General features: G+C 60.2%; 23 protein-coding genes. 11 read left to right on the top strand and 12 right to left on the bottom strand.

Going from position 1 to position 23,862, the window contains the following annotated elements:
* The first annotated feature begins 1,147 nt into the window (after nucleotides 1-1,147).
* From ACX40P_RS14510 to ACX40P_RS14495, 4 genes are all read left to right on the top strand, one after another.
* On the top strand, nucleotides 1,148-1,450 hold the full coding sequence (locus ACX40P_RS14510) for a helix-turn-helix transcriptional regulator (RefSeq protein WP_459127074.1): 303 nt from the start codon (nucleotides 1,148-1,150) through the stop codon (nucleotides 1,448-1,450).
* A 4-nt stretch (nucleotides 1,451-1,454) separates the two neighbouring features.
* Nucleotides 1,455-2,357, top strand: coding sequence for a reverse transcriptase family protein (locus ACX40P_RS14505; protein ID WP_459127073.1), 903 nt, complete (start codon nucleotides 1,455-1,457; stop codon nucleotides 2,355-2,357).
* Nucleotides 2,358-2,518: 161 nt separating this feature from the next.
* Entirely contained in the window at nucleotides 2,519-3,280 is a 762-nt protein-coding gene (locus ACX40P_RS14500; protein ID WP_459127072.1) for a DUF5677 domain-containing protein, read from the top strand.
* 533 nt (nucleotides 3,281-3,813) lie between these two features.
* Nucleotides 3,814-4,617 carry an aldo/keto reductase gene (locus ACX40P_RS14495; protein ID WP_459127071.1) on the top strand — a complete coding sequence of 268 codons (804 nt, stop codon included), beginning with the start codon at nucleotides 3,814-3,816 and terminating at the stop codon, nucleotides 4,615-4,617.
* 191 nt (nucleotides 4,618-4,808) lie between these two features.
* On the opposite strand, the gene ACX40P_RS14490 is transcribed toward ACX40P_RS14495, so the two are convergent.
* Genes ACX40P_RS14490 through ACX40P_RS14480 form a run of 3 tightly spaced genes read right to left on the bottom strand, consistent with a single transcriptional unit; the run spans nucleotide 4,809 to nucleotide 5,822 of the window.
* On the bottom strand, nucleotides 4,809-5,009 hold the full coding sequence (locus ACX40P_RS14490) for a helix-hairpin-helix domain-containing protein (protein WP_459127070.1): 201 nt from the start codon (nucleotides 5,007-5,009) through the stop codon (nucleotides 4,809-4,811).
* Nucleotides 5,006-5,512 carry a nucleoside deaminase gene (locus ACX40P_RS14485; protein ID WP_459127069.1) on the bottom strand — a complete coding sequence of 169 codons (507 nt, stop codon included), beginning with the start codon at nucleotides 5,510-5,512 and terminating at the stop codon, nucleotides 5,006-5,008. Before ACX40P_RS14485 ends, ACX40P_RS14490 begins: the two co-directional genes overlap by 4 nt.
* Nucleotide 5,513: 1 nt before the next feature.
* Nucleotides 5,514-5,822: a hypothetical protein gene (locus tag ACX40P_RS14480; RefSeq protein ID WP_459127068.1), complete on the bottom strand. Its 309-nt coding sequence runs from the start codon at nucleotides 5,820-5,822 to the stop codon at nucleotides 5,514-5,516.
* Nucleotides 5,823-5,912: 90 nt separating this feature from the next.
* Between ACX40P_RS14480 and ACX40P_RS14475 the strand changes: the two genes are divergently transcribed.
* Entirely contained in the window at nucleotides 5,913-6,743 is an 831-nt protein-coding gene (locus ACX40P_RS14475; protein ID WP_459127067.1) for an aldo/keto reductase, read from the top strand.
* A 113-nt stretch (nucleotides 6,744-6,856) separates the two neighbouring features.
* On the opposite strand, the gene ACX40P_RS14470 is transcribed toward ACX40P_RS14475, so the two are convergent.
* The 4 genes from ACX40P_RS14470 to ACX40P_RS14455 all read right to left on the bottom strand — a co-directional run bounded on the left by ACX40P_RS14470 (nucleotide 6,857) and on the right by ACX40P_RS14455 (nucleotide 12,161).
* Complete coding sequence (locus tag ACX40P_RS14470; RefSeq protein ID WP_459127066.1) at nucleotides 6,857-7,459, bottom strand: anthrone oxygenase family protein; 603 nt, start codon at nucleotides 7,457-7,459, stop codon at nucleotides 6,857-6,859.
* 643 nt (nucleotides 7,460-8,102) lie between these two features.
* Complete coding sequence (locus tag ACX40P_RS14465) at nucleotides 8,103-9,197, bottom strand: MrcB family domain-containing protein (RefSeq protein ID WP_459127065.1); 1,095 nt, start codon at nucleotides 9,195-9,197, stop codon at nucleotides 8,103-8,105.
* 543 nt (nucleotides 9,198-9,740) lie between these two features.
* Nucleotides 9,741-10,595, bottom strand: coding sequence for an HNH endonuclease (locus ACX40P_RS14460; protein ID WP_459127064.1), 855 nt, complete (start codon nucleotides 10,593-10,595; stop codon nucleotides 9,741-9,743).
* A 3-nt stretch (nucleotides 10,596-10,598) separates the two neighbouring features.
* Nucleotides 10,599-12,161: an AAA family ATPase gene (locus ACX40P_RS14455; RefSeq protein WP_459127063.1), complete on the bottom strand. Its 1,563-nt coding sequence runs from the start codon at nucleotides 12,159-12,161 to the stop codon at nucleotides 10,599-10,601.
* 521 nt (nucleotides 12,162-12,682) lie between these two features.
* Between ACX40P_RS14455 and ACX40P_RS14450 the strand changes: the two genes are divergently transcribed.
* The 5 genes from ACX40P_RS14450 (at nucleotide 12,683) to ACX40P_RS14430 (ending at nucleotide 17,243) form a co-directional block, all read left to right on the top strand.
* Complete coding sequence (locus ACX40P_RS14450) at nucleotides 12,683-13,639, top strand: dsDNA nuclease domain-containing protein (RefSeq protein ID WP_459127062.1); 957 nt, start codon at nucleotides 12,683-12,685, stop codon at nucleotides 13,637-13,639.
* Nucleotides 13,640-13,796: 157 nt separating this feature from the next.
* A complete protein-coding gene (locus tag ACX40P_RS14445) occupies nucleotides 13,797-15,506 on the top strand; it encodes a hypothetical protein (protein ID WP_459127061.1) in 1,710 nt (569 codons plus the stop codon).
* 110 nt (nucleotides 15,507-15,616) lie between these two features.
* Nucleotides 15,617-16,309, top strand: a complete 693-nt coding sequence (locus tag ACX40P_RS14440; RefSeq protein ID WP_459127060.1) for an HNH endonuclease — start codon at nucleotides 15,617-15,619, stop codon at nucleotides 16,307-16,309.
* Nucleotides 16,306-16,947: a hypothetical protein gene (locus ACX40P_RS14435; RefSeq protein WP_459127059.1), complete on the top strand. Its 642-nt coding sequence runs from the start codon at nucleotides 16,306-16,308 to the stop codon at nucleotides 16,945-16,947. Before ACX40P_RS14440 ends, ACX40P_RS14435 begins: the two co-directional genes overlap by 4 nt.
* Nucleotides 16,893-17,243, top strand: a complete 351-nt coding sequence (locus ACX40P_RS14430) for a nucleotidyltransferase domain-containing protein (protein WP_459127058.1) — start codon at nucleotides 16,893-16,895, stop codon at nucleotides 17,241-17,243. Before ACX40P_RS14435 ends, ACX40P_RS14430 begins: the two co-directional genes overlap by 55 nt.
* Before the next feature lie 374 nt (nucleotides 17,244-17,617).
* Here ACX40P_RS14430 and ACX40P_RS14425 read toward each other — a convergent pair whose 3' ends face one another.
* On the bottom strand, nucleotides 17,618-18,736 hold the full coding sequence (locus ACX40P_RS14425; protein WP_459127057.1) for a hypothetical protein: 1,119 nt from the start codon (nucleotides 18,734-18,736) through the stop codon (nucleotides 17,618-17,620).
* Nucleotides 18,737-19,004: 268 nt separating this feature from the next.
* Here ACX40P_RS14425 and ACX40P_RS14420 point away from each other — a divergent pair, with 268 nt between their 5' ends.
* Complete coding sequence (locus ACX40P_RS14420; protein ID WP_459127056.1) at nucleotides 19,005-19,559, top strand: hypothetical protein; 555 nt, start codon at nucleotides 19,005-19,007, stop codon at nucleotides 19,557-19,559.
* Between the two features lie 11 nt (nucleotides 19,560-19,570).
* On the opposite strand, the gene terL is transcribed toward ACX40P_RS14420, so the two are convergent.
* The 4 genes from terL to ACX40P_RS14400 all read right to left on the bottom strand — a co-directional run bounded on the left by terL (nucleotide 19,571) and on the right by ACX40P_RS14400 (nucleotide 23,808).
* Entirely contained in the window at nucleotides 19,571-21,082 is a 1,512-nt protein-coding gene (gene terL, locus ACX40P_RS14415) for a phage terminase large subunit (RefSeq protein ID WP_459127055.1), read from the bottom strand.
* A complete protein-coding gene (locus tag ACX40P_RS14410; RefSeq protein ID WP_459127079.1) occupies nucleotides 21,075-21,587 on the bottom strand; it encodes a DUF5681 domain-containing protein in 513 nt (170 codons plus the stop codon). Before ACX40P_RS14410 ends, terL begins: the two co-directional genes overlap by 8 nt.
* A 2-nt stretch (nucleotides 21,588-21,589) precedes the next feature.
* Nucleotides 21,590-22,906, bottom strand: a complete 1,317-nt coding sequence (locus tag ACX40P_RS14405) for a site-specific DNA-methyltransferase (RefSeq protein ID WP_459127054.1) — start codon at nucleotides 22,904-22,906, stop codon at nucleotides 21,590-21,592.
* 86 nt (nucleotides 22,907-22,992) lie between these two features.
* Nucleotides 22,993-23,808 (bottom strand): hypothetical protein, encoded by an 816-nt coding sequence (locus ACX40P_RS14400; RefSeq protein WP_459127053.1) that lies wholly within the window; start codon nucleotides 23,806-23,808, stop codon nucleotides 22,993-22,995.
* Nucleotides 23,809-23,862: the final 54 nt, after the last annotated feature.

Genomic DNA, 23,862 nt, shown 5'->3' with positions numbered 1-23,862 from the left:
GGTCTCCGCACTGCGTACGCGAACAGGTCCCACCGCGATCCGCCACTGACGTTTGGTCCCGCCCCTATCGCGGGTGAGAGTGTTCACGATCAGGTCCTGCATGTCGCTTGCGGTCATGCCCGATAATTTCACGGCGCTTCTGCTTCGGCAACGTCTCAACGACGAAGCTGCCAGACCCTATATGTTGCCCGTTTGATCGTTTTGAACGTCGCCTTTGGGGAAAGCGGTCTGTCCGCTTTAGGGCGCTGATCGTGGAAAGCAGACGTTCGTTCAGTCGGCGGGACGGAGCCTCAAATTCCCGTTGATGGGTGGAAAGCAGCACGGCAGCTTTCGGCATTTGGGGTGACCCAAGCCGCCGTTCGTTCACAGCTCGCCCCAGGCGGCTACGCGCCCCAATATCGGTCGTTCGACAAAAGTTTAGGTTTCTCCGAATGCGGTCGACGGTACTCGCGACATCGACATCCCCAGACCTGTGGTTGGGATCGGTCATCATTCCGGGTGAGCCTGTCGAGGGCATCAAGATGAGGACGCGCAACTTCCGCTGACGTGAACCTCTCAAAAAACGCGGTCCGCCTAAAAAAGTTCACCTACAGTGAACTTTGTTATTGCGTTCGCGACCCGGCTAGCATAGGCAGGCGTGGTGTGAATAACGGAAGAAGTTCTCATATTTAGCTTTGGCATGCGCCAAAGCGTGGAGGGATCAGACCCTCTGCCGTTTTATCCGCTCATCCGCGATGGCCCCGGCGACGGGGATGTCCCGGGCGAGACGGGCGAAGCAGAGACGATAGCGAGAATTGCTATCGTCTCTAGGTAACAGGTGTAGTCGTCGGGTCCGCCCTCTGTTCGGCGAGAATCCCTGGTCAGGCCGGTTCATTCCGGATCGACCGCCAGGGCGAACAGAGAAGGGAAAAGCCATGGCTTTTTCTAAGATCACACACCGACGACGGCGGCGACGTGGGCTGCGAGGTAAAGCTCTTGAGCAGCGTCGTGGGATCTGGGGGCGACTCCGCAACCCAAATACTTTGAAGTTCACCATTTCGGTGGGCTTCATGATCTACCGGGCCATCCGCTACGTGCTGATGGACCACCAGTTCTTTAAGTAAACCGCCAACCTAATATCTAAAAGCCCATAGTGTTAGGAATGATAATGATAAGCGAGGCCCTCAGGCTGATTCGTGTATTCCACGATCTCAAGCAATTCGAGCTTGCGGAGCGTCTCAAGGTTTCGAAGTCACACATCTCCGAGATCGAGAACGGAAATAAGACTCCGTCCCTGGATTTGGTCGAGAAATACTCGGCCGAGTTCAAAATTCCGGTCTCCGCGATAATGTTTTTCGCCGAGGAACTTCCCAGCGCCAAGCGCGGCGAGAAGGTCAGGACGAAGATAGCATCGACGGTTCTCGATCTGCTGAGCTTCATCGAGAAGAAGGCGGATGCGAACGCGGCATAGCTCGATGCCATACACCTTGCGCGACAGCCCGTTTTTCCGCCTGCGGACCCGCAAGAAGCTCGCGGCCGTCCTGCATGTTTCGGAAGCCGCGCTCGCGGCAATCGCCACCCGGGATGATCTCTACGAACGTCGGTGGAAGCACAAAACCGATAAACACAAGTGGCTGAACGTCGAGCCAGCCGCCGAGGTCGCGGCCCACTACCGGCCTATCGACATTCCGGACTGTGGCCTGAAGGCTATACAATCCCGGATTGCAAGCCTTTTGAGCCGGGTCACTTCGCCCGACTGGCTCTTCAGTCCTGTCAAGGGACGATCCTACGTGGACAACGCGGCGCATCATAAAGGGGCGAGGGCCTTCTGGCTTCTGGATATTGCGGATTATTTTCCGAGCTGCACAGCCAACAACGTCGCCCATTTCTTCCGAGATGCGCTCGAATGCTCGCCGGACGTTACCGCTATCCTTGTGCACATCACCACATGGCGCCAGTGCCTGCCACAAGGATCACCCTGCAGCCCCATCCTGGCATATTTCTCCAATCTGAAGATGTGGGGAGAGATCGAAAGTTCCGTAGGCCGGGCGGGATTGAGGCACAGCGTATATGCCGACGATATCACCATCTCAGGTCCGATGATCCGCAAGGAAGTGATCTGGGAGATAAAGCGTGCGGTCCACAAGCATGGAATGAAAATAAAGGCAGAGAAGGAGCTTAGCCTGATTGATCGCCCCGCCGATATCACCGGGGTCATCGTCGATCGTGATCGCACGAAATTGCCGAACAGGCAGCTCAAGCGCTTGTTCGAGCTGCGCGGTGAAAGGCATCGTGCCAAGGGGCGCTTTCTCAAGCGTATGCTCGACGGTCAAATAGCCGGACGCATCGCCCAGAAACGCCAAGTCGAGCAGATATGAAGTTGACTGGTCCCGGACCTCCGATCTCCGAGCTTGCTGGATTTCACAGCCGCGGACGAGAACTGCTCTTGGAACAGACGCGATCTCTGGATTCAGTCATCGGCGCGCTCCAGGCACTGGATCCTACAAGAGGCCGTCCGTCACTATGGATGCCGGCGCTTATGCTACAGGCTGTCGGCGTCTCGGTGCACAGCGTGCTGGCGCTCACGCGCGAGCGCGACATGGCGATCCGCGATGGTTTCGGCATCGCACGCTCGGCGGTAGAAACTGCCATCAACGCTGCCTTCATCACGGTCGAAGGAAATGCACTCGCGGAAAAAGCTATCCGCCATATGCGTCAGAAGCGGTGGCGTGACCTCGACCGCGAGGCGCGCATCGGCGACCTCCAGATCGCCATGTCGCGCGACGTCGGCATGCAGATCGAGGATTTTCCCGGCCTTGACGAAGCGCTTGATGAATTCACGCGCAGGAAGCGGGGCACGGAGGTTCGAGAATGGACGGAAGTAAGCCTCGAGGACCGGATTGCCTCGATAACAGCGAAAAGCCGGCGAGGGGGAATAGGGCTTGGGTCGGCCTTCTTCGGCATCTACAGGCCGGCCTCCGAGCTTCTGCATGGTAGCTATTATGGCGTGAACTACTTCTGGCAGGGAAGCCGGGATACCCCCGCCCGTGATCGCACCGCCTTCGAATACCTATGGGTGATGGAGCATTTCGCACTTCTGCTGGGATGCGTTTTCATGGGCGTCGCCGGAGCGGTTGATACAATAGCCGAAGTTCATGGGCTGCCAGAGCACGCCGCTCGCCAGAATCAGCTATCGCAACAGTTGAAAATCCTGATCGAGGCGATGGGGGCAATTGACCCGGACGACGAGCATAGCTTCGTTACGAAAACGACGGGCGGCGAGGCCAGCGACCTTTCGTAGTGCACCCTGTGCCATCACCTTTTCGATCACGAGGCACCCCCGCGGCCAGCTCGAACCGCAGCCGCCACGAAGCACGGCCCGCCACCGCGGCGTAGGTCGCCGTCTGAAAATTCCAAAGCGCCGAGGTTAGATGATTCGGTGAGAAAATCGCTTGAAGTCTGATTCTTGGTCTTACGCTCCAAATCGTAGACTAACCGGAATCGACCCAGTTGCCGCCATGAGGGTGAACCTGAATATCAGTGGCGGCCACGCCATGAAGTGTGTCCGCATGATAAGATGAACGAGCGTTTAGATTTGGGCGAGCCCAGATGACTGGTGAATGCCCAAAACTGGGTCGAGGCTGTCACTCGAGCGCATCGAAGCCGCAGGTGGTGAGAAAGCCGAACACGTCGTCGTAGCGGTCGGTCGGTCTAGTGACGTCCGTCTCATCGCCGGTAGGTGCGAACACGATCAAGCTAACGCCTACCCGCCTGTTCGCAGCGGCCAATTATTGGGCGGAGGGAACCGGCTGTCGGCGCGGCGGTTCGAGCGCGATGGCAAACCTCACACTTAACGATAATCGTTTAATGCCTAAGCTTGGCATGGGCACCTGGCAGATTAACAACTCGGCCGCCGCCATGGTGGTGCGGACCGGGCTCGACGTCGGCTTCGAGCTGGTCGATACCGCCGCTATCTACGACAACGAGATGGGTGTGGGCGACGGTATCAAGGGCGCCGACACCTGGATCACGACCAAGCTCTGGAACACGCGGCACGGCGACGCGGCAGCCGCGCTGGACGAAAGCCTAGCGCTGCTTGGAGTTGACGCAGTTGACCTGTACCTGATGCATTGGCCGGTTCCGACGCAAGACCGCTATGTCGAGGCTTGGAAAACGATGGTTGACCTGCGAGACGCGGGAAAAGCGCTGTCGATCGGCGTATCCAACTTTTTGCCCGAACATATCGATCGCATCGTCGATGCAACAGGCGTTACCCCCGCGGTAAATCAGATAGAGTTGCATCCAACTTTTCAGCAACGCGAAGCGTGTTTGTATCACGACGAGCACGGAATCGTGACGCAGAGCTGGAGCCCGCTGGGCCAGGGTAAAGGCTTGCTAGCGCGCGAGCCGATTGTTCGGATCGCGGACAAGCATGGTCGGAGCGCGGCACAGGTGGTGATAGCTTGGCATCTCGCCCACGGCCTGTCCGTGATCCCGAAAGCGAGCGATCACGAGCATCTGTCGGACAATGTCGCCGCGCTGGACCTGACACTCGACGACGAGGACATCGCCGCCATAGACTCGCTAGATTCCGCGGAGGGGCGGCTGGGTCCAGATCCGCGCAGCTTTGGCGGCTAATATCGAACTTGCCCAGCTACTCGCCGGCATAATCAGCGGCTGACTGGCCGGGCGGCCTCGCCATGGGCTGCCGGAACAGGGCCATCACACGATGATGAACGAACGGCCGAAGTTGGGAAGCGGCAAAGCTGGTTTAAACGGCTAGAAATGGGTCTTAACAACTAGTGGGCGGTCACCGGGCGGGCCTGATGTCAGCCGAAGCGCACCGTCCTGTCCAGGCCCGCGACCTTGCCCGCGAGGCCGGGCAGCTCCTCCAGCTGCCGCAGCGCGTTGAAGCAGCCACGCTCCTCGCGGTAGCGGACGATCTCGAAGCCATGCCCCTTCAGCGCAGGAAGCGCGTCGATCTCTTCTGCGGTAGCGACGTTGACGTCGATGCTGTCGGGCCCTCTCACAGGTTCGCCTGCTCGTCGGGCGGCAGGTCGGCATCCGGCGGGTAGTAGAGCGTCGCGCATTCCGCGCGCAGGCAGCCGCCCTCGATCGTGATGTCGTCACGGTAGGCGTCGGTGATGAACGACAGCGTGTCGACGTGCCGTGCCTCGAAATACATCGGGTGTACGTCGTCGCGCCCTGCGCCGTAGACCACGCGACCGACCTTGGACCAGATCGAGGCCATGGTGCACATGCCGCACGGCTGGAGCGTCGAGTAGAGCGTCGCGCCGCGCAGTTCCATCTCGCCGGTGCCCTCGCACGCCCGGCGGATCGCCATCATCTCGGCGTGCGCGGTGGCGTCCGGCAATTCCTGCGTCTGGTTGCGCTCCGCCGCGATCTCGCGCCCGTCGAGCACGATTACGCAGCCGAGCGGGGAGGTCGAAGGATCGGAGCCTTTCGACCGAGCGACCTCGATCGCGCGGCGCATCCAAAGCTCATCCGTCGGCGACGAGACGACGCCCTCCATTTCAGGCCTCACTCACGTCGTCAGCGTGGAACTCGGCGAAGGCTTCGCGGACCTTGGCGGCTTTCGCGTCGTCGTCGATGTCGACCGATACGCTGACGGCTCCGTGCAGCGGTGCTTCGCCCCGCTGCCCGGAACTAGGCTCGCCCGCGTCCCCGTCGGAGCCCGCCTGTTCTTCGCCAACGCTGTTTTCGTCGCCGTCTGCGGCAATGAAGATGTCCGTTCGCTCGATGCCGTGCTCCTGCACCAGGCGCTCGACCGTCATCTCGGCCTCGCGCCGCGTCTCGAAGGTGGCGGTCAGCGTCGTTCCCATGATCGTTCTCCGGTGCCGCCGACAGGAGCCGGGGTCGGGGGCATAACGTTTGGCAAGGCACCGGGTCCGCGCATCGCGCGTTAGCCGTCGATGAAAACCGTTCGACTGCCTGATGGCACCGATGTGCCCGCCCTGGGTCAGGGCACCTGGATGATGGCCGAGGACCCGCGGCGGCGCGGCGACGAGATCGCGGCACTGCGTGCCGGCATCGACCTTGGCATGACGCTGATCGACACCGCGGAAATGTATGCGGATGGCGAGTCCGAGCGGCTGGTCGGCGAGGCGGTGGCCGGCCGTCGCGACGACGTCTTCCTGGTAAGCAAGGCCTATCCGCAGAACGCCTCCCGAAGCGGACTGCCTCGAGCGTGCGAGGCGAGCCTGGAACGGCTCGGCACCGATCGGCTCGATCTGTACCTCCTGCACTGGCGCGGCAGGGTGCCGCTCGGCGAGACGGTGGACGCGATGGAGCGGCTGGTGGACGCCGGCAAGATCCTGCGCTGGGGCGTCAGCAATCTCGATACCGACGACATGGAAGAACTCGTTGCGGCCGGCGGGAAGGCGTGCGCGACCGACCAGATCCTCTACAACCTGACACGCCGCGGCCCGGAGCACGACCTGCTACCCTGGCTGGCGGCGCGAAGCATGCCGGTGATGGCGTACAGTCCGGTCGAACAGGGCCGGCTCGTCAGGGATGAGGGGCTGCGTACGCTGGCGGGCGAGCTGGGCGCTACGCCGGTTCAGGTGGCCCTTGCCTGGTTGCTGGCGCGCGACGGCGTGATCGCGATCCCCAAAGCCGGTACTGTCGACCACGTGCGAGAGAACCTGGCAGCTGCCGACCTCGCGCTCTCGCCCGAGACTGTGGCTCGGCTCAACGCCATGTTCCCAGTGCCGAGCGGTCCCGTGCCGCTTGCTATGCTTTAGGTCCACCGGCTGCCGAACGAACGTCTGGTTCTGTATACCGAAGTGGTGAGGCTGAAGGGAAGGAACTGGGGCGTCCTGCCGAGATGCTGCCGAGCAGGCGTCTCCCGGTGCAGTCATAGATTCGACACGAACCAGACGACGAAAGCGGCCACTCCGAGAACTGCAACCGCCAGCGCAACGCGCACTGAAGGCGGGTCTTTCGGAGCGGCGTCTTGCGGCCACGGCAAGGTGAGCGCTCGCAGGGGCGCCACGAAGGCAGCTATCGCGCCCGCTACTCGAACCCAGTCCAGCGTCACCCAGCGTTGCGCCATCGCGATCGACTGCGCGTCCGTGATGGTGTCTTTGGCGGACGCAATGCCGTGATAGTAGAGCGCGGCGTTCATCGGCCAGAATGCGACAACTGTCAGGATGAGTAGGAGCAAAATGCCGAGCGAGGGGAGGCAGAGCAGCCATCGGTAACGCCACGGAGTTCGCCAGCCGCCTATAAGTGCCCCGAACCCGGCTACCAGCATGCCTGCCGAGAGCGGAATGAAGAACAAGCCAGTATCGACCGGCCAGGCCTTGCCGTAAGGCATCATCGCAAGAGAGGCAGGCGGGTGGGCGCTCCACGCGCCAGCAAGAACGAGAAGGTCGAACAGCTTGGCGCCGAGCAGTGGCCCTCCAACCAGGACGGCAAGCCACAGGAATACTCGTGTTATTCGTTCCCTGCTCGCCATGGCGGCCCCCGTCGAGCGCGAACGTTGCGTTCGCTTCCTTCGGATCATCTCCTGAAATCGGCGAAGCAGCAAGCCACCCCCTCACGCCTCTCGAGGGCTTAACAAGACCTAATGCCTGTTCACGCCGAGATGAACGAGCGGCTGCCTTCGGGGAGCGGCCCAAGCAGCTCGAACGGTCGAAGCTGGGTCGAAGCCGCTGGTCCGCTTTGACCCAGTTACGGACGCTGAGGCCCCGCTACGGTCTCCCCAAAACCGGACATCCGTTCATCACGACCGCAGACGGCAGCTACGCGCCCCAAATTCAGCCGTTGAGGCTTGGCGCTGATGATCCGGAAAGCTGCCGGGGACGAGACTTCGCTGCCATCACAATCGCAGCGGAGCCGAGCAAGGCGGCTCCAACGATCACGCCGATGCCCACAAACCCTCGGGCAGTAACAGTCCCTTCGACAACGATAGTTTCGCCTATCCGCAAAGACAGCTGCGCGTCACCGGCTAAAGGCGTCAAAGCGTCTGGTGTCATAGCTGCTTATAGCCCCTGCTTGATGATTGAACATCGTTGACGGAATGGCAGCTACGAGCTCCAAATTCAGTCATTCGACAAATCGGCGCGCGTCTCCGGGGAGGCGATGGCAGCGCGGCGCCTTCAGGGCCACTCGACCGCGCACCGAAACGCGATGGGGTTCAGCGCTTCACTCTCGATTTTCCACCCGATCTTTGCCAGCAGCTCTCCACCCGCTGCCTTTTTGCGCATGTCGAGAAGGTGGATCGAATGGACCACGATTAGCACGTTGGCCGGGTAGCAATGCTGGTGCAGCTCGACCTCATTGCGAGTCAGTAATATCGTGTCCGGCCCTGCGGTCGTTCCCTTTACCTCAATGGAATAGGTCAAACCTTCCTTCTTCGCCTCGAAGTCGGTCGGACGCTTAGCACTGACATCCCTGATTGATGTGAAACCGTTATCGCTTAGCCATCCTTGCGCGATCGTCATGGCATGTAATTCGACTAGTCGTCGCTCGGCACCGGTCAGCCCGAAGCTTTGGCCCGACTTCCGTTTGGAAAGCGGTTGTCCGATCTCCTCAATCGCAACCTGAGCAGCGGCAATCTCCGGTGGATCGGCTTCTGGTCCGTGGCCTAGCTCGATCGAGCGATACAGTTGTCCGAGAAGTGATACCGCACGCGCTGCATGCTCGGCGAGTATGGAATCGTCCGGCAAAGCGTCGCGAGCGTAACGCCGCGAAAACGCGGTCGATGCCTCATACGCGATCGCCAGATCTCCTTTTGAACCCAAATTGATGCCAGGGCCGAAATTCGCTTGGGCGGCTTCAGCCCCGAGAAGGTTGCGCGACCACATCATCAGAGGCGCGATCTCCTCTGCCCGACGCTGAATAAAGGCGCTTCCGTCAAAACGGGTTGAGCCATGACTGATACACAGGTGCACTCCCCCACCATCGGCTTCGAAAAGGTACACCGCGTACCAGCCCTTGGTCGCGCTAGGCGACAACTCAGGCGAGTGGATGCGCACCCAGGGTATGAAGGTTTTGGGGCCAGTGCCGTCGCGACCTTGAACATTCAGACGACCCTTAAAAGGGTCTGCAGCTCCCATAGCTGCGGCCAGCCACAGTCGCATTTCATCGGGTATTGCGTTTCGAATTAGCAGCCCGCGACGATCCATCGAAGGTGTTTTCAAGGAAGAGTATTCAAGTTGGAGGTCAAGTACCTCCGCAAACTTCTCGCGCATTTTGGCTGCCCTCGTAACGGTGATGCTTCGAGCATCGGATGCGGCGGGGCAAGCCAAGAAATTCGTCTGCGCACGGCAGTACTGGGTGCCGGTACCCCAACGAAGTCGGGCTTCGGCTATCCGCCAATGGTAGACGGTACGGCTGCTTTATCGGCTGTCATTCCTGGAAGCTGCCACTCCGCAATCGGCCCAGTAGCTGCCATTGTAGCGTCGGGCGTCGCGAACGGCCGAAAGTGGGCCGGTTGCCGACCGGCGGCTTCCAGGAACGCTGCCCACTGAAGCAGACATTGGTCACGTACTTCAACGGCAATAACCGGGCCGACAGCGGAACGTCGCGATGAGCGTGACCGCACGATGGAAGCAGCCACTATTTGCTCGCCTGGAGAGCTGTCAGAGGACCGGCCTTTTGACGTTCCTCGCAGGTCGCAGTGTGCCGCCTCCGCCGATCGATCTCCACCATGCGCTCTTCGACTCGTATCTTAAAATGCTGATAGCGATCGCCGGACGGCGGAGACTAGCTCGTGCTGGTGATCAAGCCGCAAATTACTGAGGTCGCGTTTGGACTCGCACCGCCTCGAAGCCGCCGTCGCAGAAGTCATCATTGCCAGCTAGTGCCCGGTAAAGCTTGGCAAGCCAGTAATTTGGCCCGGCCGCTTCCTCGAAATCCTCTGCTCCTTCGATGAGCTTATCCGCAACGCGCTCGGCATCCTCACCCGCTCCATACGCTCGCCGGAGCGCCCGATATTGGCCGCCCAGATGCTCCAGACCCATCAGTCGATACCGATCGGCTAGACCGAGAAGGCGGAAATGCGATTGGAGGTGCTGGAAGGTTCTGACCGTCATTCCGGCCGGCCTCGTCAGGCGGTAGGACAACACCAATGCATCCTCTTCCATGCGTATGCGCACGGTCAGGAATGCCAGATTAGGGATTGCGTCGAAGCACGGGTGTAAGAACAGCCGCACGTCCGTGCCTTCGTCCAGAACGCGATCCCGCTTGCGCGTGTTGCACACGGCGCAACTCGGGACGAGGTTCTTCGGGAAAACCGAGAACTCGGGATACTGCTCCTTCGGCAGATAATGATCGAGGGTGGAAGATTCGCTGATCCCGCAAAACGGGCAGCGAGCGACGCTGACCCGCTTGAGCAAGTTGCCGCGGAGGTCCGTCATCGGCGCCGTCTCGACCATGAAGGCGTGCCGCATCGCTTCCTTCTGATGGCCGGTCAGCGCGGCTTCGTTAAGGTCGCCCACCTCTGGAGCAGCCTGTTCATACGCGTCATAGGCTTCGAGCACGCGCTCTCGCGCCGCCCGCATGCGCGCCCGTCTTGGCGCGTGCTTGGCCGTCGCGATCGCATCGAATACGCGCATCGCATCGACGGCGAGCAACGGAATGGAACGCATCCGCTACTCCTCGATCTCATCGCGTATGCTCAGGACGTAAGAGCGCGCCGCGAAGCCCAGCTTCCGGCCGAATGCTTCTTCGATCTCCTCTAGCGTATTCCGACGGGCGAGCGCGCTCAAAGTCTCGTGCCAGTCGGTCGAGCCGTCGCCGAGGTTAAATACCTCTTGGGTAATGACGCCGATGCTCTCCCCAAAGGTTTCCACACCGGGCGCGGCGACGCGGTTTTGGTCGGCCGCCCGACGGAGCACCTGAACGAATTTCGCCGGTGTCTCCTGCAGGACCACTGGCGAGTGGGTCGCGATCACGGCGTAGCCGTCGAAGGCATCGAGACATGCCCGCACGCTCTTTAGAAACGCAGCAAGCAGAGGTGGATGAAGGTGGGTCTCAGGCTCGTCGATCAGGACCAGCGTCGGTTCGGACCCCGAGATATGCGCGGTGAGTTCGGTCACGATCTTGAGCACCACCTTGTGCCCACTGCTTAGTCCTCGGAACAATTCGCCCAACTCTTCATCGTCCCGATTGGCGTAGAGCTGGGTCAACCCAATGCGCTGGAACGACGGATCGCGCAGCAGCGGCTTGAGCACATCGAGAAGGGCTTCGAGTCGGTCGGCCTCGCGCACGCGCTCAAGTGCTGACAGAAACTCGGCCTCGATCTCTGCCGGGGTGCGCAGCCGGTAGGCTTGCTCACCATTGGGCCCGTCGTCGTCCGAGCGCTCGCGAAGTCCACAATAGACGTACCCGAAGATTTCGCCGCTTTCTTCGAGCTTTTCCTTCTCTTGCTCGGTACGCCCTGGAATGACGAAAGTGTCAAAGGCGCTGTAGGAGATTACGACAACGGTCTTGAATGGCGGAGCGGTGCCGACGAACCGGCCAGCCGCATTGTCCAGCAGGTCTTCCTTGCTGCCATAGCCATATCCGCTTGCCACGATCGCAAGATTTGAGAGTAGCCGCGTTTTGCCCGTGCCGTTGTAGCCGATCAGGGCGTTGATGCGGTTCGGCAATCGGCCGCGCCGCCGAAAGTCGAACTCGACCGTGAAAGCGTTCGAGTGACGTGCCACCCTAGTCTTGAACTTGACCTTGAACCCGGCACTGCGCCGTTTTGTCGGTAAGGCCGCGGCGCGCAGCAGGCGCGAGGCGTCGTTGATCGTTCGCTCAGCACCACTGAAGCGCAGAAGCGATACCCTGTAGGCTTCGCTGTCCTCAACACTTGCCTTGATCTCGTCGTCGAAGGCAACGTCGCGGAGTCCCCGCAGATAGGGCTCGAAGACGCCGCGACCCAGTTTGTACAGTGTCTCGTAGTATTCGAGGTCGCCACCTAATGAGGCATGGCCAGCGGGAAGCTCTTCGAACGACCGCTTCGGCATCTCAGTATAGCCGCTGGTGCGGCCCGCCTCGATCACCTTGATACTGCCAAGCTCATACTTTTCGTCCGCAGATACATGCAGCGTTACGTTGAACGTCGTCTTGTAACCATAGTCGTCCCAGTTGTCTTGAACGAGAACGGCATGAGGATAGCGGTTGGTCTTAGGCGATTCGCCTGATCGGAACTCGACGACAAATTTCAACGGCCCATCTCCCTTCCGACGGCTCGACGATTGACGTGATCGCAACGACCAAAAGTCTTGTATGGCGGAATTACGGCTTTAAGGGAATGCGCAACCAGTTCCGCGCAATTTGGAACCCGTAAGCTGCCAAGCTGCAACCGGCCCAGAGCCTGCCGCGCAATGTGCGCCGTCATGAGCGACTGAAAGTGGGCCGGTAGCGGCCTGGCAGCTTTCGGGACGCCACCTAGCAAAAGCCGACATCGCTGCCGTGGAGCGCTGAATGGCGGCAACTGGGCTGTTTCCCGCCTGATTAGTCTCAGTCACACAAACGGGAAAGGCGACGTGGGAACGAACTGAAGACAAAGGAACCGGAGGGACGAAGGCGGTTTGAATCCAGCGACCGCATTTTTTGCTGTCGATGTGAACGCAAACGGCGCACATAATAACACATGTCATCGGATGTTCGGTGGACTTACCGATTGTCGATCACGACCAGAAGCCTGTAGGATCGTCATTCGCATGTCCGTGGGGGAGCAGCGCAGTTGTCACTGGCATCGGATCTTATCAGCGTCGCCGAGCGAGAGAATGCCGCGACATCGGATCGTTATGACTATCAGACGATGTGGGGCCTAGCCCTACTGTTCGAGCAGCACCAAAGTCAGGGCGACTATGCGATCGTTTTCGAATTTCATGATGACGTCGCGCTTCTGGACAGCCCGTCCGATCCAGCGACAGTCAAATTCTATCAGGTGAAGTCGAAGGCCACCATCGGCGGCTGGACATTGTCGTCGCTGCTGAAACGCGAAAAGGTCAAGTCCGAGGCCGGCACGAGCGAAAAGCCCTCGATCGTCGACAAGATGTTCCACAACATCGACAAATTCCAGGACGCCGTCCTGTCGGTGGATTTCGTGTCCAATCAACTTTGCAGCCTGAACGGAACCAAGGCTGCGTTTCGTTTCACCGAATGTGAACCCGTTGATTTCGCCAAGATCCTCAAATCGGTGCAGGGCGCTTTTCCAAAGGCAACGACGGCACAGGTCGGCCTCCTCGGATTTGCTCATACCAACCTCAGCCTCGGCGATGTTGTCTCGCATACGAAAGGCAAGCTGCAGAGTTTCATCGCCGATCAGCTCGGCCCGGTGACATTCAGTCCCGAAGCCGTCTATCAAGCGATCGCCGATGAATGTCGGCGCAAGGCCCATTTCAAGGGCAACTATGTGAGCCTGCAGCAGGTCGTGAAAGACAAGAGCCTGACCAAGGCGAATGTGCAGGAATGGCTGGACACGATCGAAAGTGCCGCACGGTCGCCGGAATGGAGCCACATCGCGCCGGATCTCAACGCCCCCTTTGCCGAGGCCCTGATCATAAGTCGCGAATATGCGATCTACCGCTCGGTTGCGCTCAATTCGGCTGATGGAGCGGTTCACCGCATTCGCCTGGCGATCCAGGGCGGCTTGGACGGCGTAGTCGATGATACGGCTCTAGATCTGCTGCGATGATCGAGGCGATCTACAGCAAGGCCGAAACCGTCGCGAAGAAATATCTGTCACCATTTAGCCCCGCGAGACTGAAGGCGATGATCGTTTATGAAATATACACGCACCATAAAACTTGAACAATATAAGCGACTTGTGAGGAGCCTCAGAAAGAAAACGCATGAAAAACTTGAAATTGCGAAGGCTGCTGCTTCTGTCTCGCGCCGAGGAGAAAGCCAGACAGGAGAGCTTTGACGACAAGACGACTGTCGTCTTCGGAGGCAACGACACCGGCAAGTCGCATCTCATCAAGTCTATCTATAGCGCGTTCGGGGCTGATCCGCAGGTCTTGAATCCGAAATGGAGCAAGGCGGCGGTTTCGACACTGCTCGAATTCAACGTCGACGATCAGGCCTATACGATCATGCGTGTCGACAATCAGTTCGCGCTGTTCGACGTCACCGACGTGCTGCTGTGGACCGGTAGCGCGCTGGTCAAGGAAGTTGGTCCGGCCATTGCCGACTTGTTGAATTTCACGATCCAGCTGGCGACGAAGTCGGACGCGCTCGTCGTCCCACCGCCCCAATTTTGCTTCATGCCCTTTTATCAGGATCAGGATCGCGGATGGGATGACAGCTGGAGCTCCTTCAAGGGGCTCGCGATGATCAAGGATTATCGCCGCAGCATCCTTGAATATCATACTGGAATCCGCCCTCGCGAATATTATGCGGCGCAGGCGGACAAGGCCGAAGCCGTTCGCCAGCAGAATGAGCTCAAGTCCGAGCGACGCGCCCTCGATCGCGCCAACCAGCGCCTGCGCGCGGGACGGTCGGCCCTCAGCGTCACCTTCACGCCGGAAATGTTTGCGACTCAGATCGAGCAATTGCTGGCTGAGCTGAACGAGCTTCGCAGCATTTACGACGCGGTGAAAGGCAAGCTGTCCGAGTTGCAGTCACGCCGGGCGGTCCTAGTGGAGGAAGTCGAGATCGCCCGGACCGCGCTCGCCGAACTCGATGCAGACTTCAAATTCGTGCAGGATCTCGCGGACACGCAGGTCATCTGCCCGACTTGCAGCACCGTTCACGAGAATGACTTTGCGAACCGCTTTGGTCTGATCAGTGATGCCGACGCCTGCCGCGGTTTTCTAGCCTCATCTCGACACTCGCTGAGCGAGGTCGAGACCGATATCAGGCGCCAACTAGAGTCCTTGCAGAACTATGGGAGCCGGATAGCGCGGATCGATACAATCCTCGAAGAGAATCGCGGGGAGATTAAGCTGCGCGACATGCTCAACGACGAGAGCGAACGCATCCTCGATGCGACGATCGTGTCCGAGCGCGCGGCGATCGACGACGCTATTGGTGGCTGGCTCGTTGAGGAACTTGATGCGGTAGAGCGCATGCGGGTTCATAGCAGCGCCAAGCGCAAGGCCGAGATTCTGGTGTTCTACGCCAAGAAGTTGCGCGAGTTTGCATGGGAGCTCGGGGTCGAGTTTAGCGCGGCAGCGCGGCGCAGCGTCGCGCCGAAGATAAACGAGACGGGGAGCTACGGCCCCAGGGCAATATTGGCTTATCATTACGCGCTGCTGCACACGATCCGCGAATTCACGACATCGTGCTTGTGCCCGATCATCCTCGATACACCGCTTCAGCAGGATCAGGATGAGAAGAACGCTGCTGCGATCATTGCCTTCGCTCTCAAGCATCGCCCGAGGGACATGCAGCTCGTACTCGGGACGGTGTCGCTACACGATGTCGCTTATGAGGGGCACCGCATCAAACCAACCACAAAGGAATCGTTGCTTTTGAAGGACGAGTTTGACGAGGTGAACCTGTACATGCGCCCGTTTATCAACAAAATGCTGGGACAGGACCAGGGCGAACTGCTCTGACCGCGGTAGCGTAGGACAGCGCGTTCGAACGGCGCGCGGCGAGGTTCACAAAATTCGCGTCGCTTTGCCGGCACTTCGGTAAGGGCAGCTGTAGATCGGGCGGAGGATTGATGGCGCAACGCAAGGCTATTCCGGCGGCCACCCGGCTGCACTTATTTGCCGCGGCATCGGGCCACTGTCAGCGGCCGGAATGTCTCGACGCCCTGTTCCCGGTCGAGTTGGGAGGCGACAAGCACATTGCGGAGATGGCGCACGTGATCCCGCATGGTGACGCTGGTCCGCGCTACGAGGACAGGCCGGAGGAGGATTTTGATGCTGATTCCTTCGACAACTTGCTGCTCTTGTGCCCGACCTGCCATACTATTGTCGACAAGGATCCCGACGCCTATCCCCGCCAGCTTCTCCTTGATTGGAAGCAGGCCCATCTTGCGAACCTGGCGCTCAAGCAGGGTATCAAGGCATATGGCGAGCGCGGGCAAGTGCGCGAGGCAGTCGCCGCGGTCCTTGCTGAGAACAAGGCGATCTGGGAGCGATGCGCCCCCGTGGACGGGGCCGAGTTCGAATATGATCCAGAGTCCGAGGCGGCGCACGTTTGGGAGCAGCGTGTGAGGAGCGTTATCCTACCCAACCACTACCGCATGCAGGCGATAATCGAGGCGAACCTCGGACTAGCCACCGATGAGGAGCGCCGGACCTTCGCAGAATATCAGGAACATGTGCGCGGCCTGTCCGAACGCCATGTCTGCGGCGTCGCTGGCCGCGCAAGTCGCTTCCCTCGGGCAATGGAAGGCATCTTCGCGTGAATTGGCAAATCAACTACGCGCTCGCGAATTTTGCAAAACCGGGGCGATCTTCTGCAGTTCATGTGGAGGACGACCTGATCAAGGTCATGACCCCGGATCAGCCAAACGTGCTAGCTGCCATAGCGCCTGGGGAGATAATCGACCTAGCGACCGCCACATATTACAGACAGCGATTTCCGGCCATGGACTTCCTCTGCGGCTATCGCTCCAGCTGTATCTGGGAAGGAGACGCGATCCGCTATCTTCAGGATCATGGTGTGGGCTGGGGCAGCTTTGGAACGCTCTTTTCGGCTGCCATGGATGGAAACGCTAAGACGGCGTCACACAAGACATATTTCTTCTCGGACCGCCTCCTTCGACAATATGGTCGTGTTGCCCAAGTCGTCCGCGAGTTCGATCGCGTCTATTCGGTCAGGCTCAAGAGCGGCGTCGTTTTCCGGCTAGGCATGATCGCCGAGTACGAACCCACCGCCGACGCGGTTCGCAGCCTTTGGAACCGGTTTGGTCCGATGGCTGTTGCGTGGAACATCAACCCGAACGGGAGCCCATCTAAAGAAGCGATCGATGCGGGAAACGAGCTCGGATGCAAGGTGACACGATGGGAAGAGCTGAGGGACTACATCCACCAGAGATCCTGAAGGCGGGCGCGATCGCAGCTCACCTGCTGACGCGTTGCGAATCCCTGGCTAGTTTCGACGCCTATATGTTCGGCTCGACCCTGAACGGTGTCGGCGAAGACATCGACATACTCGTCGTTGGCCCCAGCGGCGAAACGCTATCCAATCTCAAAGCGGAAATGCAGTCGGCCGGCCGACAATTGCCACTCCACATTCTTTGCATGTTGCCATCAGAAGCGGATCGGAGCGAGTTCGTGCTCAAGGAGCGATGCATACCGCTCGTGGATTTGGCCATGTCTGTAGCGCCACGCGCATAGCGCGATCGGGTTTTACTTCCACCGCCCACGGCACAGCTGTGAAGGCAACTTCGCCACTTTGACCTTTGAAAGCCGACTGGTTCCTAATGCCCCAGACTTCGCCCTGCTGAAATCTTGGGCGGGCGAACGTTGAACATCGGCTTCCACAGATCGCTGCCGTTCGACATGTCGCGAGCAAGCGACTGGTGAGTCTCCAAGTTCACATTCGCGACGGCACGGCGTCGGCGTGATGCGAACGACGGCTTTTGGGATCGCAGCGGAGAGGGCTGAATGGCGACAATTGGGGCGCGAAACTGCCAACGAGCCGAGCCTGAACGAAGGGTAGCTTACGCCAGTCGCTGCCCGAAAGCGGACCGGCCGCTCTCCACCCAGTTTCAGCCGTTGGGTAGCTCAATCTGCAAGTCTTCCGGCAAGGTGAGTTCATAGATCTCGGCAGCTGCGCGGATCAGTCGCATTTTGTCGCGGTTCGAAATATTCAGTCCCACCAGCCAACCGGGTGCAAACTCAGCTGCGTTGGCAAGCTCAGGTCGACCCGGATTTATCTCGGCCGGTGTGTGCGCAATGCGGTTGAGCGTCGGTGTTCGCACGGCGTCGGCGAGCGCCGGGATGCGTGACGGATCCCTGATGGCTAGGTTGCGAAGTACCTCAACCGTAGCGAGTTTGGCGTTGGCACAATGATGCTCCTTGCCGAGCATGATAAACGTGATGCCTTCCTGCATTGACCGGGCAGGCGGCCGCGCATCGGAGGGCGCGGTATCGTCGACGGCCACGACGGCATTCCTGACTCGCGATTCCGGCGGGGGCGCCACCGGCTCGCTCTGGCGCTGTCCGGCTGCCCTCAGCGTCCGCAGGAAGGCGAGCACCGATTTTGCATCCGGCTTGTAGCCGCACATGGCTTCCGCCTTATCGGCAACGGCGTCGACCAACAGTTCTTCAGGCGTCGCCAGCATCTCGCTCCACGCTCGTGGCAGGATGCTAATCGCTTCGCGCTGACCAGCGGCGTCACGATAATCTCGCTGGGCATCTTCGAACGCCAACTGATCCCGCACTCGATCGCGAGCAAGATATCGCACCAAGATGCGCTCGCATTCTTCAGGATCGCGATCATCAAGCTGCAGGCGATAGACGCGGCGATCTTCGTAGGAGCCCTGCCCGCTCGGCAGGTAAAAACTCCACTCGCGCCCGTCGGTGAGTACGCACAAAGGCACGCCTTGGTGGAACGCGTACTCAAATAGCTGTTTATCGCCGTAGACGGCGCGACCGACTGCCTTCACCTCGACGAACACTGCCGGGCGGTGGCCAAGCCCGAATAGCGCAAAATCAACGCGGCCACGGTCGGTAGTGTACTCCGGGACCAGCTGCTGCGGATCGGCGCTGTCCCACCCAAGCGCATTCAGCACAGGGGTCACCACGCCGTGGCTTATCGCGGCTTCATTTACGTAGGCGTTCTGCGCCAACCGCTCGCGGATGCGCTCGATCAGCGTCAAAATCATATCCCAGCCCCTTGTCGCCCTATGTACCTCTCGGGACGACGGCCGAAGCCGGATGTTAGTAACCCGCTGAACCAACGAGCGCATGCGCCTTTACCGGCAAGCCGGCTGGACATGCGCGCATGCCACCCGGCCTCGGATTGCTCCGTGACCGGCTGGTTCAAGCGGGGTTACTACGCCCCGCCCCTCCTCTCGGTGGGGCGCTGCTCTTCTGACGCCCGGCGGCTCGCACCGCAAGAGGGACTGGACTTCGTGCGTGTGTCGAGCATGTGTGGCGGCGCGCCTGAAAAGCAGCGGCGCACACCCAGCAGAGTTCTGGGCATTCGGTGGTGGAGGCAGCGATCATGCCGGCCTCCAACCGGAGACCGACATGCTCATTCTCGCTATAGCGCTGGCCACTGCCACGCCCGCCGACGTCGACCCAACCGGCTATTTCGAACTGATGCCGGGCGCGCTACTCCCACTGATCTTGGCCGAACTAAAGAATACGCTGGCGGACCCATACTCAATCCGCGACTTCACTCTGTGCCCGGCGCGCAGCATCAAGCTGAAGGAAGGCAAGCCGGTCAGCTGGCAGGTGTCGATCGCGTTCAACGCGAAGAACTCGTTTGGTGGCTACACCGGGCGCAAAACCTACTCCGCACTGTTCCGCAACGGCGTGCTCCGCGGCGGCATCTCATCGACCCAGTTTGCGAAAACGGACGGCATTGAGGGTCTGATCAACTCGATGGTCGTCAAGAAAATGGCCAGCTGCCCTCAAGTGGCCGACGACGAGATCCAGCGCCTGCTCAGCCATGAGGCATCACCGATCAAAACCGTCCAGTGATGACCCATCAATCAGCTTGGACCCCAACCATCATCCTCAATCGACGAGACACCACCGTCGCCCCAGTCACCACCACTCCAGGAGCCGCCATATTCATCCTCGACGTATGTTTCCGGACCTGCATTGATTGGCAGATCGAGCACAGGCGGAGGGTTGGCGAGCAGTTGCGCCAGGGCATCAGCCTGATCGTCCTTGCCGCCGCCCGGGAACCGCGTGACCTCGGCCAAAAACTCATGGAGCCACGGCGCGGTGCGCGGAAGGACGACCTGACCATCCTTGATGCGACTGGCCTGCGCTTCAAACCGCGCGACCTTTTCACCGGTTGGCGTGACCGCCACCGCATAGGGATCGTTCGGACCCATCTCGCGGCGCAGGCGCTCGATCAGCTGCGCGCCACTCGATGCGTCCTCAATCAGCAGATGCTCGACCTTGTACTTTGTGCAGGACGCGCGAACGGCAGCGTAGAGGTCGCTAAATTCGACCCGCTCGCGAAATACGTCGAGAATGTACCAACGCCCCTGGTAAAAGCGAGCGGTGATGCCGACCGACCAGTCGCTGCGCACCGTAGCCTTGACGGCCGTGTCCCAGCTCTGCGCCACATGCCCGGTCCACGGCGGCTCGTCATAGGTTTTGAACCAATCGGGCATGACGAATGCGCCGATGCGGCCGATCGGGTCCTGCTGGTACTGGGCCGCGAACACATACGGGTCTTCGGCCTGCCGACGCTTGAGATAAGCGAGCGACTGCCGGCTCGGAGTCAGCGGATATCCTTCGCGGCGATAGTGAACCCGCCCGCCCAAGAGCGGGATTACTTCGTCGCGCGTTGCGATCGCGGAGAGGCGCAGCTCCTCCCAGCCTCCTTGTCGGAGCAGGTACCCAGCGAGATCCTCTTCGTGCAGTCGCTGCATCACGATGATGTACCGCGTCTTATCGTCATCGGCGCGGCTTCGCAGCGTGTTGAAGAACCAATCCTTGGTCTTCGCGCGCACCGTGTCGGATAGGGCTTCGTCGCCCTTCATCGGGTCATCGAGGATGATCCAATCGCCACCGCGTCCCGTGACACCACCGCCGACGGAAGTCGAAAGGCGGCCGCCCCCTGCATAGGTCTCGAAGTCGAGCACCGCTCGCTTGGTCAATCGCATGTTCGGGAAGGCACTGCGGTACCAAGCGGAATCGATGATCTTGAGACAATCGCGCGCGTGCTTCTCGGCCAGATCGAGATCGTACGATGCGCAGGTGAACTTCGACTGCGGTTCGCGACCGAGGATCCACGCCACCCACGCCACCGAGATCACGATCGACTTCAGATGCCGCGGCGGCATTGTGACGATCAGCTGGGTGATCTCGCGACTGTCCAGCAGATGCAGCTGCCGCTCGATCGCGTCGATGTGCCACGCGGGCGTGAACTCGCGGTTGCCCGCAAGTTCACGAAACGCGAACCGCAAGAATACGTCGAACCGCTGCCGGATGAGCGCCGGCAGCACAGCTTTCATCTCGGGCCGATCGTCGGGCGACCTAACCATCGCTCTCGCCCTTGGGCAGATCAGTGTCGTCCTCGCCCTCGCGCGTGAGCGCGCTCGGGTCGTCGAAGTCGTCGCTGTCGCGGGTCTGCTGCACCCCCGCCAGCCAAACTTCGATGATCTTCAGGTCGTCCTCCTGCACACCCGGATCGCGCTTTTCGCAGAGCTCAGCGTAGCGCAGCGCTTCTTCGTTGGCTCGATCGCTCCGTTTCAGACCGCGGTCGATCTTGGTCTTGATCAATGCGCGCCGCTTGGTGACCTTCTTCGGCTTGCCGCCTTCGGTCATGACGATCTTCTCAGCGAGCTCCTCGCGCCATTCGGTCAGCAAGTTCTTGGTGCCTTTCGGACGGCGACCGCGCTCTCGGCCGTCGTCCTTCTGGAACTGCGTCTTGGGATCGGGACGGTTCTTACCGATGAAGAAGCTGCCGTCCTCGCGCGTGTTTCCTTCCTTCAGCGGTTTGCCGTCCTTGCGGAATCCGGGCTTCGGGGTGTTTTCATTATCGCTCATGATCACGACTCCTCGCTTTCGCGCTGGGCCTTGACCACGCTGAACGGGGTGACCCCGTCGAGCATCGGCTCGCAACCGGTTTCTTCGGAGACCCGGCGCAGGATGACGTCGACGTACTTGGGATCGAGTTCCATCCCCCGACCGACCCGGCCGGTCATCTCGCACGCGACCAGCGTCGTGCCAGACCCCAGAAACGGATCCAGCACGATGCCGCCGCGCTTTGAGCAGTCCAGGATGGCGTCTGCCACGAGTTTCTTCGGTTTGACGGTGCTGTGATCAGCCAAATCCTGCATGCGTCCAGCGCGAAACGTATTGGCGCCCGCGTACGTCCAAACGTTGCTGCGGTGACGGCCGCCCTCGCCGAGGCCGAAATTGTTGATGTGGGTGCCGGGGCTCACTTTGTAGGCAAAGATCAGCTCGTGGGCCGAGCGGTAGAAGGTGCCCATGCCGGCGTTGGTCTTGTTAAAAATAATCAGGTTCTTCTGCTCGTGAAACACCCCCTGAGCTGCATCGTGGAGGTAGGGCGCCGCGCGCCAGTCGATGCAAACGAATGCGATAGCGCCGGGCATGGCATTCGCGACGATGCAGCGGAACACCGGGCGCAACAGCGTGTGCGCGAACTCGGGCATCGACTGCTCGCCCACACCCATGACGAAGTTGTCGTGTTTGACCTTGCCCAGGCCGGAGACGTTTCCAGCGATGGCGCAGTTGTACGGGGGATCCGTGAAAATCAGATGGGCCCGGTCGCCATCGAGCAGCCGCTCGTAGCAGGCGGCATCGCGGGCATCGCCGCACAGCACGCGGTGCGCGCCGATGTGCCACCGGTCGTTCAAGCGCGAGACCGGTGTGACCATATCGGTCGGCAGGTGGACGTTGTCCTCGGGCGGCTCCGGCTCGCCGATCGACAACATCGTGTCGATCTCGAGCGTGTCGAACCCGGTCAGCTCGACGTCGTAACCGAGCTCGACCAGGCCCGAGAGCTCCGTCCGCAGCATGTCCTTGTCCCAGCCGCCTTCTTCGGCGATCCGGTTGTCAGCGATGATGTAGGCTCGCTTTTGCACTTCGGTCATGTGGACGACACGAACGATCGGAACGAGGTCGTGACCATCCTCGAGCGCCACCATCAGGCGACCGACGCCGCACATTACCCGATTACTCTCGTCGACGATCAGCGGGTTGACCCAACCGAACTCAGCGAAGCTTGCCCTGAGCTTCTTTTTCTTCTTCTCAGTGAACCGTCGAACCTTGCGGTTCGGCGGGGTCAGGGTGTTCGGCGCCACCCAGGAATAACCAGACTTTGGGAAATTGCTGACAACCATCTTAAACCACCCCTTTGTGTCGAAGGTGGCAAGGCAGCTATCAGGACTGAGCGGTTAGCGAACGCGTAACAAAACACCTGCTGAGGTCATGCCATTTTTTTACGCGGCACACGGCTGATGCGCTGGACGACGGTGACTAAGACGCGCTCGTCGGGCCAGCCAAGCATCCTCATCACATCGCGGACAAACTGGCCCGCCCGCGTGGTGAAGCGCCAGACCTCATCAGCACGCGAAGTGCGAACCTGTTCGCCGACCGCCTGCTCGATCGCTAGGATCAGCATGGCGAGGGCGTAGTCCCGACGTGTCAGCGAGCTCCGACCGCCGCGGCCAGGCTTGATCGCATTTATTGCAGTCTCAGCTAAGATGAGGAAGGCGGATAACGTGCTTTGAAATTGGCGTAGATCGAAGTCGCCCGTTTCGTTTTCACGAACATCGTCGAGTGTGGGCAACAGGTCTTCAAGGCCCAGAAGATTTTCGGACAGCGTATCGCGCAGCTGTCGCGCTTTGCTGGCGGCGGATCGCATTGCATCGATCTGCTGTCGCGTGTCGAGACCGAGTGCGGCACGACGTTGCGGCAGTAAATACCAGTCGATGGTGAGCCTGACATCTTCCAGCACCTGCTCAGAAACGTCAGGGTCGAGATCAAGTCCGGCGACCAAGTTACGCAGCCGGTCCTCATCGATTTCCAAATAACCGCGCTCAGCTACGAATTCGGGATAGCGGTCAACCGACTGACTGATCAAATCCGACACCTGACGCAGCATGCCAGCCTGCGATCGAAGCGAGGTTAAATCCGGTGATTTTTCATACCACGTTTCCCACTGCTTCAAAGATGGGAAGCGCTCTTCAACATCGACGCAAATCCTCGCTTTCGCGGGCCTTCGAGGCGGCGATTTTGGCATCGAAGTGCGCTTTTTCCCACTACTTTCCCAGTAACTGCCATACGGTACCACGGC

This window comes from Sphingomonas sp. RS2018 (genome assembly GCF_054489605.1).
The sequence above is the reverse complement of the archived record's forward strand: the minus strand, read 5'-3'. Positions and strand labels throughout refer to the sequence as shown.